12 protein-coding genes are annotated in these 15,166 nt (G+C 39.5%); 2 read left to right on the top strand and 10 right to left on the bottom strand.

The window, feature by feature from the left end:
• Positions 1-86 precede the first annotated feature (86 nt).
• The 9 genes from ESZ39_RS00375 to ESZ39_RS00415 all read right to left on the bottom strand — a co-directional run bounded on the left by ESZ39_RS00375 (position 87) and on the right by ESZ39_RS00415 (position 8,933).
• Complete coding sequence (locus tag ESZ39_RS00375) at positions 87-902, bottom strand: Dam family site-specific DNA-(adenine-N6)-methyltransferase (protein ID WP_146877813.1); 816 nt, start codon at positions 900-902, stop codon at positions 87-89.
• Between the two features lie 79 nt (positions 903-981).
• Positions 982-2,340, bottom strand: coding sequence for an SPOR domain-containing protein (locus ESZ39_RS00380; protein WP_146877814.1), 1,359 nt, complete (start codon positions 2,338-2,340; stop codon positions 982-984).
• Between the two features lie 22 nt (positions 2,341-2,362).
• Complete coding sequence (gene aroB / locus ESZ39_RS00385) at positions 2,363-3,427, bottom strand: 3-dehydroquinate synthase (RefSeq protein WP_146877815.1); 1,065 nt, start codon at positions 3,425-3,427, stop codon at positions 2,363-2,365.
• 11 nt (positions 3,428-3,438) lie between these two features.
• Positions 3,439-3,957 carry a shikimate kinase AroK gene (gene aroK / locus ESZ39_RS00390; RefSeq protein ID WP_146877816.1) on the bottom strand — a complete coding sequence of 173 codons (519 nt, stop codon included), beginning with the start codon at positions 3,955-3,957 and terminating at the stop codon, positions 3,439-3,441.
• A gap of 144 nt (positions 3,958-4,101) precedes the next feature.
• Positions 4,102-6,150: a type IV pilus secretin PilQ gene (locus tag ESZ39_RS00395; protein ID WP_146877817.1), complete on the bottom strand. Its 2,049-nt coding sequence runs from the start codon at positions 6,148-6,150 to the stop codon at positions 4,102-4,104.
• A complete protein-coding gene (locus tag ESZ39_RS00400; protein WP_146877818.1) occupies positions 6,150-6,683 on the bottom strand; it encodes a pilus assembly protein PilP in 534 nt (177 codons plus the stop codon). The genes ESZ39_RS00395 and ESZ39_RS00400 overlap by 1 nt, the downstream gene beginning before the upstream one ends.
• The gene (locus tag ESZ39_RS00405) at positions 6,683-7,288 is read right to left on the bottom strand and encodes a type 4a pilus biogenesis protein PilO (protein WP_146877819.1); all 606 of its coding nucleotides are present in this window, start codon (positions 7,286-7,288) and stop codon (positions 6,683-6,685) included. Before ESZ39_RS00405 ends, ESZ39_RS00400 begins: the two co-directional genes overlap by 1 nt.
• Positions 7,288-7,866 (bottom strand): PilN domain-containing protein, encoded by a 579-nt coding sequence (locus ESZ39_RS00410; protein ID WP_146877820.1) that lies wholly within the window; start codon positions 7,864-7,866, stop codon positions 7,288-7,290. The genes ESZ39_RS00405 and ESZ39_RS00410 overlap by 1 nt, the downstream gene beginning before the upstream one ends.
• The gene (locus ESZ39_RS00415) at positions 7,854-8,933 is read right to left on the bottom strand and encodes a pilus assembly protein PilM (RefSeq protein ID WP_146877821.1); all 1,080 of its coding nucleotides are present in this window, start codon (positions 8,931-8,933) and stop codon (positions 7,854-7,856) included. Before ESZ39_RS00415 ends, ESZ39_RS00410 begins: the two co-directional genes overlap by 13 nt.
• Before the next feature lie 132 nt (positions 8,934-9,065).
• On the opposite strand from ESZ39_RS00415, the gene ESZ39_RS00420 reads away from it, so the two are divergent.
• Together ESZ39_RS00420 and pckA are read left to right on the top strand one after the other, a co-directional pair.
• The gene (locus ESZ39_RS00420) at positions 9,066-11,669 is read left to right on the top strand and encodes a penicillin-binding protein 1A (protein ID WP_223270180.1); all 2,604 of its coding nucleotides are present in this window, start codon (positions 9,066-9,068) and stop codon (positions 11,667-11,669) included.
• A gap of 460 nt (positions 11,670-12,129) precedes the next feature.
• The gene (gene pckA, locus ESZ39_RS00425; protein WP_146877822.1) at positions 12,130-13,740 is read left to right on the top strand and encodes a phosphoenolpyruvate carboxykinase (ATP); all 1,611 of its coding nucleotides are present in this window, start codon (positions 12,130-12,132) and stop codon (positions 13,738-13,740) included.
• An 86-nt stretch (positions 13,741-13,826) separates the two neighbouring features.
• Here pckA and envZ read toward each other — a convergent pair whose 3' ends face one another.
• The gene (envZ, locus tag ESZ39_RS00430) at positions 13,827-15,122 is read right to left on the bottom strand and encodes a two-component system sensor histidine kinase EnvZ (RefSeq protein ID WP_146877823.1); all 1,296 of its coding nucleotides are present in this window, start codon (positions 15,120-15,122) and stop codon (positions 13,827-13,829) included.
• Positions 15,123-15,166: the final 44 nt, after the last annotated feature.

Below are 15,166 nucleotides of genomic sequence, written 5' to 3' on the forward strand. Positions count from 1 at the left end.
ATTGATTTATCTTATCTTTTGTTAACTATTAAGCATCACTTGATGTAAGTAGATACACCCATTTTAATTGCTTTAGTGGCCATTACTTAATAAAGCGCGAGTAACTCTGACACTTTATTACGGTTATTACCTTTTGGACTAATGGTTCGAGACACTTCTATAGCATGATGTTTTTTTGCATGCTGATATATTTTTCGCGTCCAGATAGTATCGTGATTACTGATCAATACTGATATCTGGCGACTTTTGGTCACTTCTTCTACCGCATTAGCTAAATCAGCTTGTTCATCTAAACCAAAGCCGTTACCTGAATAACTGGTAAAGCTCGCTGTTTTACTTAGCGGCACGTAAGGAGGATCGCAATAAATCACATCGCCTGATTTCGCATGAGCAAAGGTTTGTCGATAACCATCACAAATAAAGACCGCTTTTGCCGCTTTTTCGGCAAAATAATGCAGCTCAGCTTCAGGAAAGTAGGGACGTTTATATTGACCAAAAGGTACATTATAACCGCCAGATTTATTGTATCGACATAGACCATTATAGCCATGGCGATTCATGTAGAGAAACACTAGCGATCTAAAGTAAGGGTCTGAGCTGGCATTAAAGTCTTTTCGCAGTTGATAGTAACTTTCTGCCTGATTATTTTCAGGTGAAAAAAATCGACGAGCATCAGCGATAAATTTATCTGGTGTTCGCTGCACAATACGATATAAATTGATCAGATCTTGATTTATATCATTAAGTAAATATTCGTCATAATCACTATTTAGAAACACAGAACCGGCGCCAACAAAAGGTTCAATCAGACGATTTCCTTTTGGTAAAATAGAATTTATGACATCGGTTAGTGCGTATTTACCACCCGCCCATTTTAAAAAAGCTCGATGTTTTTTCTTCATAGCACCTACAAATCCAAAAATTTAGCAACAGATACTGAGCATCTGAAAAGTAAGCGGGGATTGTATCCTGAATTAGCCTTTATTGGGAGAGCAGAAATACATTGATTTCGTTATTAATAACTGTAACTGGCTTTATCCAGGGTTGCCGTGCTGATAACGATTTTGGTAACCCTGCTAAGGCAGACTGTGCCGCTGATTTATCTGCATACACAGAGCTGGTGATAACTATTAGCGGTTTATTATTTAATAAACGCTGATAAACCTGATAGTCGATTGTCGTTAAATCCTCAAATAATGTACTTGGCAATTTCACATCGCTATAGGCGGCTAATTGAATAACATAACCAAGGTTATTACTGTAGTAATCATTGTTGACGGTAACTTGATTAGCTAATTTATTCTGCTCTATTATCGCCTGTACTTTACGCCGACTCGCTAAAGGCTTAAACACTGTACCAGTGGCTGCTAGACTATTTGCACTTTCTGCTGTTATTGCAGATATAACATCAGCAGGCGATGCCGGTAACGCTGGCACTTTTTTCGGCAACACTGGTAATGGATTGATTAACGAAGAATAAATATCTTTAGGTCTGGCGGCAAGCTTAGTACTTTCAGTTTCAGTTTTAGTTTTAGTTTTAGTTTCAGGCTCAGCAATCTCTGCACGATTAATAGCTAATACCATGGTTTGCGGTTTTGCTAATACTTCGGTTAATGATATGTCTGCTTGCTTGTTAGCGATGACTAGTCTTGAAAAATTAAAACTGTCTAACTGTAATAAATTAACCACCAAGATGGCTAGGCCAAGTAAAAAGACTAAAGCACCAATTAACCATTTATTTTGATTAATAAAATGCCATTTTGGCCGAGTGTTTTTAAATATTGCCGATGTCGTTGACAGGAGTTGCCCTGATTGTGCCGATAATAATGTCAGTTTATTGTCAAATAAGCTTTTATTATTCGCCACAGTTTTACCCGCATGTGCGGAGCCAAACATCACAATATTAACCATCAAATTGGCTTTTTTAGCGATAGCGGCTAGTTGTGATAGCTCATGAAATAACTGCAATGATAAATGCTGAGCACTGTCGAGCACAATACTAATACTCTGCTGCGATTTTTTCGCTAAATTAATCACACTAACGGCTAACGATATTTCTGGGTCAAATAATTCACCCGTATATAACTGTTCGATTATACGGCAACGAATTTGAATATTATTAAACTGGGCAGAAAGTGAGATATAGGCAGCATTATGCTGCTCTGGTAAACTGGCTAGAAACTGGCTGGAAATAGGAGCGTTTTGTTCAGCGCTTTCGTCGATAACTAAAATAGCTTGTTTTGAAAAACGTAGAATATAGTCTATGCGTGCGTAGGCACTAATTTTAGTGACACTGGTATTATCATTAGATATGCCAATATTTTTCATTAACGCTGACATGCTTCACCTATGCTGAATAAAATTACAGAATTTGTTGAAGGTGTTGCTCACTAACCTCGTCATTGATTTCAGATTGGCCAATAGCGGTTGGAAGAATAAAACGTAGCTTTCCGGCTAAGTTCTTTTTATCGCGACGCATATGACAAATAAATTCATCAAAACCCATATTTTCTGGTGCAATTAACGGTAAATCAAAGGCAGACAGTAAAGTTTCAATACGACGAAGATCTGACACTTCAAGCAAATTCATTGTTACTGATAACTTAGCAGCAAGTACCATGCCAGTAGCAACAGCTTCACCATGTAACCAATTACCGTAACCTTGGTCAGCTTCAATAGCGTGGCCAAAGGTATGTCCTAGATTTAATAAAGCACGCACACCGGTTTCTGTTTCATCTTCAGCAACAATGTTGGCTTTGCATTGACAGCAACGTTCAATCATCTGCATTAAAATCTTATTTTCACCCGCTTTTATTGCGTCAATATGCTGTTCAAGCCAAGTAAAAAAATCACCATCACCTAATATACCGTACTTAATAACTTCAGCCATGCCAGCATTAAATTCTCTAACCGGTAAAGTTGATAGGCTTGCTAGGTCAATAAATACCGCTTTAGGTTGATAGAACGCGCCTATCATATTTTTGCCTAAAGGATGATTAACGGCTGTTTTTCCACCCACTGAAGAGTCAACTTGAGACAGTACAGTAGTGGGTATTTGAATAAAATCAATGCCACGCTGATAACACGCGGCAGCAAAGCCTGTGATATCACCAATCACCCCGCCACCTAGCGCGATTAAGGTTGTATCTCTGCCGTGATTACCCGCTAGCAGATGTGACATTATCCGTTCAAAATTTGCTAAGCTTTTCTGCGCTTCACCATCAGGTAATATCACTTCATCAAGCTCAAAACCGCTGAGGCTATGTTTCATTTGCTCTAAATAAAGTGGTGCAACGATGTCATTACTGACAATACAGACACGCTTACTGCGGATATGACTAGACAACAGTTCACTATTTGCTAATAGTCCGCTGTCTATGTAGATTGGATAACTGCGTTTGCCCAGTTTAACCTGAAGTGTTGTCATAGATATGTCGTTTAAAAGTCCAAGCGTTCAACTATTTTACTTGCAACAACTTTCGCACTTTGGTCATCCGTCTGCACGATAACATCGGCAATTTCTTCATATAACGGATTACGCTCTACAGCTAAGTTTTCAAGTACTGTTCTCGGTTCTTCATCAGTTTGTAGTAGCGGACGACGTCGGTCTCTTTGAGTACGAGCAACTTGTTTATCTATGGTTGTTTCTAGATAAACTACAATGCCGCGTGCTGACAAGCGATTACGTACTTGAGCGCTGATCACAGATCCACCACCAGTAGCCAAAACAATTCCCTGTTTTTCACTTAAGTCTTCAATAACTGACTCTTCTCTGATACGAAAACCTTCTTCGCCTTCAAGATCAAAAACCCACGCGATATCTGCACCAGTACGACGTTCGATTTCTTGATCTGAATCAAAAAACTCTAGATGTAGCTTATCCGCTAATTCTCTACCAATGGTGCTTTTGCCTGCGCCCATTGGGCCTACAAGGAAAATATTACGTTTTTCTGCCATTAGATTAATTAATACTCGTTTATTTATTACGTGAACAGGTAAGAGAGAACCTCTCTCGAAAATTTCAAGGGCGCAATTATCGCAATTGTTGGGTACAAATTGCAAGCCTGTAAGATGAAAACACCACCTTACAGGCAAATTAACTTAAAATCTTTCGGTAACTATGCGTGGTGTAACGAATATTAGCAGTTCTTTTTTCTCATTAAAGTTACTGCTATTCCTAAACATCCAACCAAAATAGGGAATATCGCCCAAAACAGGTACTTTTGACACTGAACTAATAATTTGTTGTTGATAAATTCCACCCAGTACGATGGTTTCGCCATTATTCACTAAAACTTGCGTACCTATTCTCTGGGTATCGATAGCAGGTGCCGTGCCATTTGAAAGATCAGACACCGTATCTTGCGTTACCACCAAGTCCAAAATAATTCTATCATCAGGGGTAATATGCGGTGTTACCGTTAAGCTTAATACCGCTTTTTTAAATTGTGTTGATGTAGCACCACTTGATGCAGCTTCTTGGTATGGAATTTCCACACCTTGCTCTATATAAGCTTCTTTTTGATTTGCCGTTGTAATGCGCGGACTGGCAATTATTTCGCCTTTATTTTCTTTTTCCATCGCACTTAATTCAAGGTCAAGAATAGTACCATCAGCTAAGCGGGCAACTTGAAAAGCAATACTGCCCGCTGGGTTTGCTACCGGTAGATTTACATTTAATCGTTCACTTAGTGAAGGAATGGAGCTATTTCCAGCAGCTGACAAAGTACCTGATGTTGAAGACTCACCATCAGAGTCTGTTACGCCCCAGCGAATACCTAATTCTTCATTAATGTTATCTTTTACTGTCACCATACGAGATTCGATAATCACTTGGCGAACAGGGATGTCTAATACCAAGACCATACGCTTAATGTCTTCGATACTTTTAGCGGTATCGCGGAGCAGTAAGGTGTTGGTTCTTTCATCAACACTGACACTGCCGCGCGTAGATAAGATGCTGTTGTCTTCATTTTTAATTAATTCAGCAAATTCAGCGGCTTTTGCATAGTTAACTTGCACATATTCAGAATATAACGGTGCTAGTTCTTCAACTTGTTGCTGGGCCTGCAAGTCACGTGCTTCTCGAGCGGCTAATTCATCACTGGGCGCAACCATAAGAATATTGCCTTGCATGCGTTTGTCTAAGCCTTTGACCTTTAAAATAATGTCAAGCGCTTGATCCCAAGGTACGCCATCTAATCTCAAGGTAATATTACCGACAACCGTGTCACTGGTCACTAAATTAAAACCGTTATAATCAGCAATAATTTGCAAGACAGTGCGTACCGAAATATCTTGAAAATTTAATGATATTGCCCTACCACTAAAATTTTCTTCTTCGCCTAGGTAACCGTCCTCTTTGATTTTAGCGTTTATTGTCAATGAAAACACATCATTAAACTGTTGATGCTTATATTCAAACGGTCCGTCAATATTAACCACTAGGCGCGCATTACGTCCTTCTTTAAAGGTTTCAATACCGGTAACCAGTGTGCCAAAATCAGTGACATCTAATTTATAAATGTGATCTTCTAGAATTTCAGTATTATGAAATTCGATATAAAGTTTTCCGAGTTTATCACTGACATCGACAGCCACCTTACTATCGATAAGCTTAACCAAAAGTTGTGCTTCATTTTGCTGACCACGTTTAAAATCAATATTATCTATCTGATTTATAAAACCATGTCCAAGGGGGATTAGCTGCGTTACCGCGTTATTTACCCGGCCGGTGTTTAAAGTTAAAGCAAAGGTATTATCTTTTTGGATAACGTCGAAAATTGATAAATGCTGCAAATTTACATTGGCAACAACTTTACCAGCCACTTTTTGCACAGTGATATCTTTTACCCCTGCATGCTCAATCAGTGTAGTCGCTATCGCAGGATTAAATTGCTCAGCATCAAAGGTTATTTTTACTTGTGCCGGCGTCATTGACGTGGTCACTTTTGGTGGCACAACCATTTTATCTGATAGCTCGAATACCAATTCAATTTCATTATTTTGAATGGTGTTATAGCTAATGCCTGTTAATTCGTTCGCCCAAGAAAAAGTAGATAGCATGCATAGATAGGCGACCGTCATTAACTTTATTTTTTTACAATGTGTCATAAGATTATCGTTTTTTATTTTATTAAATAGCAACATTACTTCCTTTGCCCCTCTGCACTTGCCTGTGTCATGGTAACGACAGTTTCACGTTCCACCCAGCAACCTGCACCATCTGGGATTAATTCTAATACTTTTACATTGTCTTGGCTTACCGTGGTAATTCGCCCATAATATAAACCGACATAACTACCAACCGCAACTCTGTGCAAGGTATTGTCAGACGCCTCAAGCAGTGCCCAAGTAACACCTAATTCACCTAAGGTGCCACGCATCACTAAATCACTTAATGAAAACTTCTCCAAAGGCTGCTTTCTTCGACGCGGATCTGGACTTAAGCAGCCTGACATTTGTTGAATTTTTTCTTGAATAGCTTCAGGTTTTGGCACATCAAACGGGCTACGAAGTATATTTGCCGAATAATCAAAGTGAGCAAAAACTATCACTTTAGGCATTGGCTCTATTGTACTAGAGCTGCTCGCTTGGACATCAGCAATATGTTGTTGCAAATCATCGGTGTTGCTATAACAACCGGTCAGTAAAACAGCACTTAATATAATAAATTTTTTCATTATTTGTCTGCCTCCCGATAACGGTAGGTTTTAGCTTGAAGTTTTAACTTTAAATATCCCGAAGCTTGGTTTTTCATATGAATGTCAAAATTATGCAGGGTAACTATACGCGGTAAGCCAGCAATTCGACTGACAAATTCACCAAATTGATGATAAGAGCCTAACACTTCAATATCGATGGGTAACTCAACATAAATTTCTTGCTCTATTTCTGGCTGCCAATTTAATTTAACAAAATCAAGTCCGGTAGTGGTACCGACAAAGGTAATGTCATCTAGCAGGCCTGGCGTTTCATGGCTTTCAGGTAAACTTTTCAACTGCTTGGCAAACAGCGCTTCTGCTTCGATCATTTGCTGTTCAAATATTTCTAAATTAGCGGCTACATGATATTTAGCTTGGTATTCTTGCTTAAAGGTTATCTCTTGTGCCGTCACACGTTCAAGTTGCTTAATTTGGTCACTGATCATTAACACATAACCCAAACTTGAGACTAAAACCACTAAAAATATTGATAATACTATTCTAGCTGCTTTTGGCCATTGGCCAATATTATCAAGCTCTAAGCCTTCAAATTGCGCCATAAATGCTGATGAATCAAAGTTCATTATGGTGCTCCTCGCTCAGTCGGTTCATTCAAATTAATCAAACCTTTAATGCGGACACGCATTTTAAAATCACTTAATAATTTACTTTTTGCATCGTTTGAAGTAATTGACTCAAGTATCGCGTCTTCAAATAGATCAGAGCGTTCAATCTCCCTAATCATGTTAGCTAAATGATTATTCGACTCACTTTTACCAATAATATTTAAGCTATTATCTTGTTTTTCTAGACGGGTAAGATAAATTCCATTGGGGACTACTTTAGCTATTTCGTCTAACACCTGGGTCACAACATTACGACTACGTTGCAGTTGCTCAACAACACTGGTGCGCTTTTTAAGCTCTTTTTTCTTTTTATTAAGCGACTTTATTTTCGCAATTCGTAGATCCAGTACTTGAATTTCATTTTGTAAAAATTCATTACGGGTATTCTGACCATCAATACGCATTTGATAAAACTGATTCACTGAAAACACGATGAACAATGCCACTACTGCAACTAGGGTCAGCAAGGTAAAATATTCTCGTTGTCGGGCTTTTTCAGCTGCTTCGCGCCATGGTAATAGATTTATATATGCCACGGGGAAAAACTCCTTAATGCTAAACCAGCTGCCACCATATAGCGTGGTGCTGTTTTAGCTAACGCTTTTTGATTGATCGTACTCGAAATTTCCATGCCAGCAAAAGGATCAGCTACTACCGTATGAATACCCAGTTCTTCTGATAAGAGTTGCTTAACGCCCTCTACTAAAGCACTACCGCCAGAAATAACCAGGTAATCGACTTTTGCTTTACCACTGGTGGTCAAAAACATTTGAATTGCACGACGAATTTGTTGCACTAATACGGTATGAAAAGGTGCTAAAACTTCAAAGGTATAATTAGGTGGCAGATCATCAGTTAATTTCGCCAACTCTGCTTCTTCAAAGGATTTATTATAATAAGAAACAATAGAACGCGTATATTGTTCACCGCCAAATAGTTGATCACGGCTATAAATATGATTACCCGACTCAGTGACCGAAAATAAGGTCATGGTTGCGCCCAAGTCGACGGTAGCAATGACTTTGTTAGCTGCATCGTCAGGTAATTGTCTTAAGATTAAATCATAGGCGCGACTAATGGCGTAAGACTCAACATCAATAACTTTAGTGTCGAAACCACCCGCCTCTAATGCAGCAACTCTTGCTTCGACAGACTCTGTACGCGCTGCACTGAGTAAAACGTTCATTTTACTCGGGTCTGATTCATTAATGTCCAGTGACTCAAAATCTAAGCTGACTTCATCAAGGGGGTAGGGAATTAAACTATCAGCTTCAATTTCTATCTGACTAGCCAACTCTTGCTCGGTTAATGCTACATCCATATAGATTATTTTTGTGATCACCGTTTGTCCCGATACCGCAGACGCGGCTTGTCGCACAGACGAGGAAATTTTTTTTCGTATTTTTGCTATAACTTTACCAACAGCATCAATGTCTTGGATTTCTCTATCAACAATAGCTCCTCTTGGCATCGGCTCAATCGCAACAGTTTCAAGCACATAGCCATTATCATTTTGGTTTAGTAGAATCGCTTTGATAGAGTGAGAACCAATGTCAATCCCAACCATTAAAGTGGTCTTTTTTTTCCATAAACTACTTAACATAGAATCCTTCTAGAACATTTTATTTTTACAATATTAGATAAAAAATTGGCATAAACTCATTTATCACATGCTTTTACAGGATATACTAGTACTATTATTTCTAATTTTATAACTTTTATTGAGCTTTTTTTTGTGTTTTCTATAAAAAACCTGTTAAAAACGGGTGTTGTATTGGTATTTGCTGGAATTTTGGTATTGGCCGGAATTTACTTGTCGATGCGTTCAAATTTACCCAGTGTAGAATCACTAAAAGATTTACAATGGCAAACGCCAATGCAAATCTTTAGTGCTGACGGTAAACTAATTTCCCAATTTGGTGAAAAGAAACGTATTCCCCTTACCTTAGAAGAAATGCCACAGCAGTTAATCAATGCCATTTTAGCCACTGAAGATGACCGCTTTTATCTCCATTTTGGCGTTGATCCTATTGGTATGGGTCGAGCTATTTTAGGACAACTCACCGGACAAAACAAAGGTGGCGCAAGTACCATCACTATGCAGGTAGCACGTAATTTTTTTCTAACTCGTGAACAAACCTATGTCCGAAAAATTCGCGAAATATTTATTTCTTTCCATATTGAGAGCCTGTTAACCAAAGATGAAATTCTTACGCTCTACATGAATAAAATTTCCTTAGGCCATCGCTCTTTCGGCTTTGGTGCCGCCGCACAGGTCTATTATGGTAAAGAAACTAAGGAACTGACTTTAGCACAAATAGCGGTATTAGCCGGTTTACCAAAAGCGCCCTCAACCATGAACCCAATTAGTCGGCCAGATCGAGCAATGCAACGACGAACAGTGGTATTGCAGCGTATGTATAGCGCTGACTATATCAGTGCTGAAGAGTTATCAGCAGCAAACAAAGAACCGATTACTGCCATTAAACATGGTGCGGAAATTGAGTTGAGCGCGCCTTATATCGCCGAGATGGCCCATCAAGAAATGATCGATCGTTTTGGCAAAGAAGCCGCCTATACTGGTGGTTATAAAGTCTTTACTACCGTCACCTCAAGTCTGCAATATGCCGCTCAACAAGCGGTGGTTAACAACATTTTAGCTTACGATCAACGCCATGGTTATCGCGGCCCTCTTAGCACTTTACGCCCTGTTGATGATAAAGCTCAAGCTACGGGTATAGATGACTTAAACACTGTTGCAAGTACGCCAATAAGTGACGACGAAGTGATAAAAGCACTCGCTTCTATGTCGAGCTATCACTCATTGGTACCTGCGGTTGTTACAGCAACCTTTGAGCGGGCTGCACAAGTAAAATTACAAGATGGCTCTGAAGTACAAATTAGCTGGCAGGGTTTATCGTGGGCACGAGCTTATATTAATGATGACAAGCAAGCATCGCCACCCGTCACAGCTGGTGATGTACTCACACTCGGTGATGTTGTTATGGTTGCTGCGACAGAATCTGGCTATCGCCTAAGCCAATTACCCGATGTCAGTTCAGCACTGATCTCGCTAGCGACGGATAATGGCGCCATAAAAGCGGCTGTGGGGGGGTTTAGTTTTGAGCATAGCCAATTCAACCGTGTTACCCAAGCAAAACGCCAAGTCGGCTCTAACATTAAGCCTTTTATATACTCAGCAGCGTTAGACAGCGGCTATACGTTAGCATCGATAGTCAATGATGCACCAATTAACCAGTGGGATAGAAGCTCAGGCGTGGTCTGGCGTCCAAAAAATTCGCCACCGGTTTATAATGGCGAAATTCGACTGCGTTTAGCATTAGCACAGTCGAAAAACGTTATCGCAGTGCGTTTACTTCGAGATGTTGGCCTAGATAAAATTATTCCTTATTTAGCCTCTTTTGGTTTTGATCCTGATGATTTACCGCGTAACGAGTCTTTAGCACTTGGTTCGGCATCTTTAACGCCGTTGGAAGTGGCGACTGGCTTCGCTACTTTTGCTAATGGTGGGTTTTTAATTCAACCCTACCTAATTGAACGTATTGAAGACTCATTTGGCAAGGTCTTATTTCAAGCCAATCCGGCTATAGCATGTGATCGTTGCGAAGAGGCCATAACAAAAATTACTACAGAAGAGAATGATATTTTTGATGACATCGCTGGCAAGATTGATATGCTCGAAAACTATGACTCAGCGGTGGCTGAAGATAACCAGCTGGCACCAAAAACAGTTAATAAAGCTCAGCGTGTTATTAGTGCTCAAAATGCCTTTTTAATGACCGAAGCACTTAACTCAGCCATCTGGGGTGCGGACTGGAACATAAAACCTTTTTGGCAAGGTACTGGCTTTCGTGGACGAGCACTTAAACGTAGAGATATTGCGGGTAAAACAGGCACCACCAATCAAGCAAAAGACGCTTGGTTCTCTGGCTATAGTCGCAGATTAGTCACAACATCGTGGATAGGCTTTGACAACCCCAGCCGTAAACTGGGTCAAACAACCTACAACAGCAACTTAGGTAAAGAGCAAACCACGGGTAAAGAGTTTGGTGCTAAATCAGCTCAGCCCGCTTGGATAAACTTTATGAAAGTGGCACTCGCAGAGCTTCCTGTTGAGCCTTTTGAACAGCCAGAAGCTTTGATGTCAGTTCGCATAGATAAAGTATCAGGTAAATTAAGCACAAAAACCGATAGATCAAGTCGGTTTGAATATTTTGAATTAGGCACAGCGCCTACTGAATACATTAGTCAAGACATTAGCAGTCAAATTCTTGATGGTGGTTCAGAGACAAACAGTGAAGATGGAATATTCGATTAAACATAGCTTGTGTGAGCTTTCGAACTGACTTTGACAGCCCGATGTTTTCTGATAAAAAATTTAACCATCATTACTAAAAGTTTCGTTAGGAAAGTCTGCGAATGGAAAATTTGTTTTTATTCGCAATTTTTTAGAACATATTCAAATTTTATATTACTTTTACAACACAGTTTAAGTGATGCCTTCCTGACCAGTCAGTCAACAAATTAAAACCCATAACTCTTTGTTTTTATTAAATACAAAGAGGAACTTCGCTGTATTTACCCATAACCTTTTCATTAATTATTTTTCATCATAAAGGTCTTTGCTTAAAAATTAATGAAAGTTAGTATGAAAACTTTCACAACGAAAGAAAAAACACTTTCGTTTTGTTCATTGATCGCCTAAAATTGTTTTCCAAACTCGGAACACCGAAACTAATCATTTAAAAAATCGTCATACCTTTAGGAGCGAATTCGCAATGGCAGCTTTAGAAAACTCAATCGATTTATCTTCATACGGCATCAGTAATGTTGCTGAGATAGTTTACAATCCATCTTATGAGTTGCTCTTTGCTGAGGAAACAAGATCTGATCTCTGTGGTTTTGATAAAGGTGTCGTTACCGAACTCGGCGCGGTTTCAGTTGATACTGGCATTTTTACTGGCCGCTCACCTAAAGATAAATATATTGTTCGTGACGATACTACGCGCGATACTGTTTGGTGGTCAGATCAAGGTAAAAATGACAATAAGCCCATGACCCAAGAGACTTGGACTAGTCTAAAAAGCTTAGTAACTGAGCAGTTATCCGGCAAACGTTTATTTGTTGTTGATACCTTTTGTGGCGCAGATGAAGATACTCGCTTAAAAGTGCGCTTTATTACTGAGGTAGCTTGGCAAGCACATTTTGTTAAAAATATGTTTATTCGCCCTACTGATGCAGAATTAGAAGATTACGAACCTGACTTCATTGTGATGAATGGCGCAAAAACCACCAATCCAAATTGGCAAGCACAAGGCTTAAATTCAGAAAACTTTGTTGCCTTTAACTTAACTGAAAAAGTACAACTTATCGGTGGTACTTGGTACGGCGGCGAAATGAAAAAAGGTATGTTCTCAATGATGAACTACTTTCTCCCGCTAAAAGGCATAGCCTCAATGCATTGTAGTGCTAACGTTGGTGAAGATGGTGACACAGCGATTTTCTTCGGCCTTTCTGGTACGGGTAAAACCACATTATCAACTGATCCTAAACGCCAACTTATTGGTGATGACGAACATGGCTGGGATGAAAACGGTGTCTTTAACTTTGAAGGCGGTTGTTACGCAAAAACCATCAACCTAAGTAAAGAGAATGAACCTGATATTTACCATGCTATTCGTCGTGACGCTTTACTAGAAAATGTTACGGTTGATGAAAAAGGCACGATTGATTTTGACGATAATTCGAAAACTGAAAATACCCGTGTTTCTTACCCCATTAATCATATTGATAATATCGTTAAACCCGTTTCTCGTGCCGGTCATGCGAAAAAAGTTATTTTCTTAACGGCTGATGCTTTTGGTGTCCTACCACCTGTTGCTAAATTAACCCCTGCACAAACAGAGTATTACTTCTTATCAGGTTTCACAGCAAAACTTGCCGGCACTGAGCGTGGTATAACAGAGCCGACACCAACATTTTCAAGCTGTTTTGGCGCCGCGTTTTTAAGTCTACACCCAACACAATACGCTGAAGTGCTTCGCAATCGTATGCAAGCGGTTGGTGCTGAAGCCTACTTGGTTAACACCGGTTGGAATGGCACAGGTAAACGTATTTCAATTAAAGATACGCGTGCTATTATTGATGCGATTCTAGATGGCTCAATTGATAATGCAGAGACAAAAGTTTTACCCTTGTTCAACTTAGATATTCCAACCAGCATTGACGGAGTTGATGATGGTATTTTAGACCCACGTAATACTTATGCTGAGCCAGCACAATGGCAGGATAAAGCCGTAAACTTAGCCACTCGTTTTGTCAATAATTTTGATAAGTTTACTGATACCGACAACGGTAAATCGTTAGTGGCGGCAGGTCCTAAACTCTAATTCAATCAGCACTACAATAAAATAAAAAGCCGTCATAACTATGACGGCTTTTTAATAATTACTATTTTCAAACTCAATAAAATTGACTAGCCATGGCTAATAGGTAGGCAAACTTTCGCTTTTAACCCTCCTGCTACTCGATTAGACAACTCAACCCGGCCACCATGGGTATCAACAATACGTTTAATAATAGCTAAACCTAGGCCACTACCGCCAGTGCCTCTTGCTTCATCACCTTGCGTAAAAGGCTGAAATAAACGTTCAATATCCACTTCAGCAATACCTGGGCCTTCATCAAAAACACAAAAACAAACCTCTTGTTTATCTTTATTAAATGAACTAGTTACAGTAGTCTTACCATCGGAGTAACGTAGGGCATTTTGAATTAAATTTGCTAATACTCGCTTCATAGCAACATAACGCAGCGGAACTTTAGGTAGCGGCTGGGCAGTAAAAATAATTTCTCGTTCTAAAATACTTTCAGACTGCACCACTTCGTCGATCAAGAGGTTGATATCACTTAACTCAGCTTTATCTTTACTATCATGGCGAATGTAATCAATAAACTGGTCTATGATGGTATTCATGTCTTGAATATCACCTTCAATACCAGCTTTTAAAAATTCATCCTCAGCAATCATTTCGGTGGCTAAGCGGATACGTGTTAAGGGTGTGCGTAAATCATGAGATATACCTGCCATCAATAAATTTCGGTCGTCTTCTAGTTGCTTAATGCCCTTCGACATATGGTTAAAAGCCCGAGTTACTGCAACAATTTCAGTGGTACCTATTTCTGTTAATGGCTCAGGAAAGTCACCACGACCTACATCATGGGCCGCATGTTGTAATGCAGCTAACGGACGATTAAGTTGCCGAACAAATAACCAGCCGCCCATCACACTCAAAATACCTAAAATTATTAGCACGAAAATAAGGGGTGAAAAACTTTCTTCTCTTAAGCCATTAATAGGGATTTTAATCCAGTATTCCGGCGCTTGGGGTGGGCGAATCCAAAATAGATATTCGTCACCTTGAGAAATCCTCACTTCTGCTGGACCACCTAATAAGCTAGACATTTCATCAGAACGAAAAGCGTAATATACCGCCTGTTGCAAACCCAGTTTCATCGCTGCAGCTTCGCGATAAACACCAATACCGGTTTCTCGCTGAAACGCCTCACCCATAGCGGGGCTTATTGCTTCATCAGCGATATCGATAAATACAACACGTACTTGTTTTGCTAATAGCTGGTTAACCTGTTGCGCATTGGGTTGAATAATATATATCGACATCAATATAAATGATACGACTTGGTTTACTAACAGCAAAACACCAATTAAGAGCACCGTTTGACCAAAGGCACTGCGCGGCAATATTTTCATAGACTTTTACTAGCTTAGTGTTATTTTCAATGCATTTTAGCAGA

The sequence above is a fragment of the Colwellia sp. C1TZA3 genome, from assembly GCF_007954265.1.
GTDB lineage: Bacteria > Pseudomonadota > Gammaproteobacteria > Enterobacterales > Alteromonadaceae > Cognaticolwellia.

Coding starts and splice junctions, on each gene's coding strand:
- ESZ39_RS00405 (WP_146877819.1), bottom strand. CDS start 7,288: ATGAACTTTGATTCATCAGCATTTATGGCGCAATTTGAAGGCTTAGAG.
- ESZ39_RS00415 (WP_146877821.1), bottom strand. CDS start 8,933: ATGTTAAGTAGTTTATGGAAAAAAAAGACCACTTTAATGGTTGGGATT.
- envZ (WP_146877823.1), bottom strand. CDS start 15,122: ATGAAAATATTGCCGCGCAGTGCCTTTGGTCAAACGGTGCTCTTAATT.
- aroK (WP_146877816.1), bottom strand. CDS start 3,957: ATGGCAGAAAAACGTAATATTTTCCTTGTAGGCCCAATGGGCGCAGGC.
- pckA (WP_146877822.1), top strand. CDS start 12,130: ATGGCAGCTTTAGAAAACTCAATCGATTTATCTTCATACGGCATCAGT.
- aroB (WP_146877815.1), bottom strand. CDS start 3,427: ATGACAACACTTCAGGTTAAACTGGGCAAACGCAGTTATCCAATCTAC.
- ESZ39_RS00400 (WP_146877818.1), bottom strand. CDS start 6,683: ATGAAAAAATTTATTATATTAAGTGCTGTTTTACTGACCGGTTGTTAT.
- ESZ39_RS00375 (WP_146877813.1), bottom strand. CDS start 902: ATGAAGAAAAAACATCGAGCTTTTTTAAAATGGGCGGGTGGTAAATAC.
- ESZ39_RS00380 (WP_146877814.1), bottom strand. CDS start 2,340: ATGTCAGCGTTAATGAAAAATATTGGCATATCTAATGATAATACCAGT.
- ESZ39_RS00395 (WP_146877817.1), bottom strand. CDS start 6,150: ATGTTGCTATTTAATAAAATAAAAAACGATAATCTTATGACACATTGT.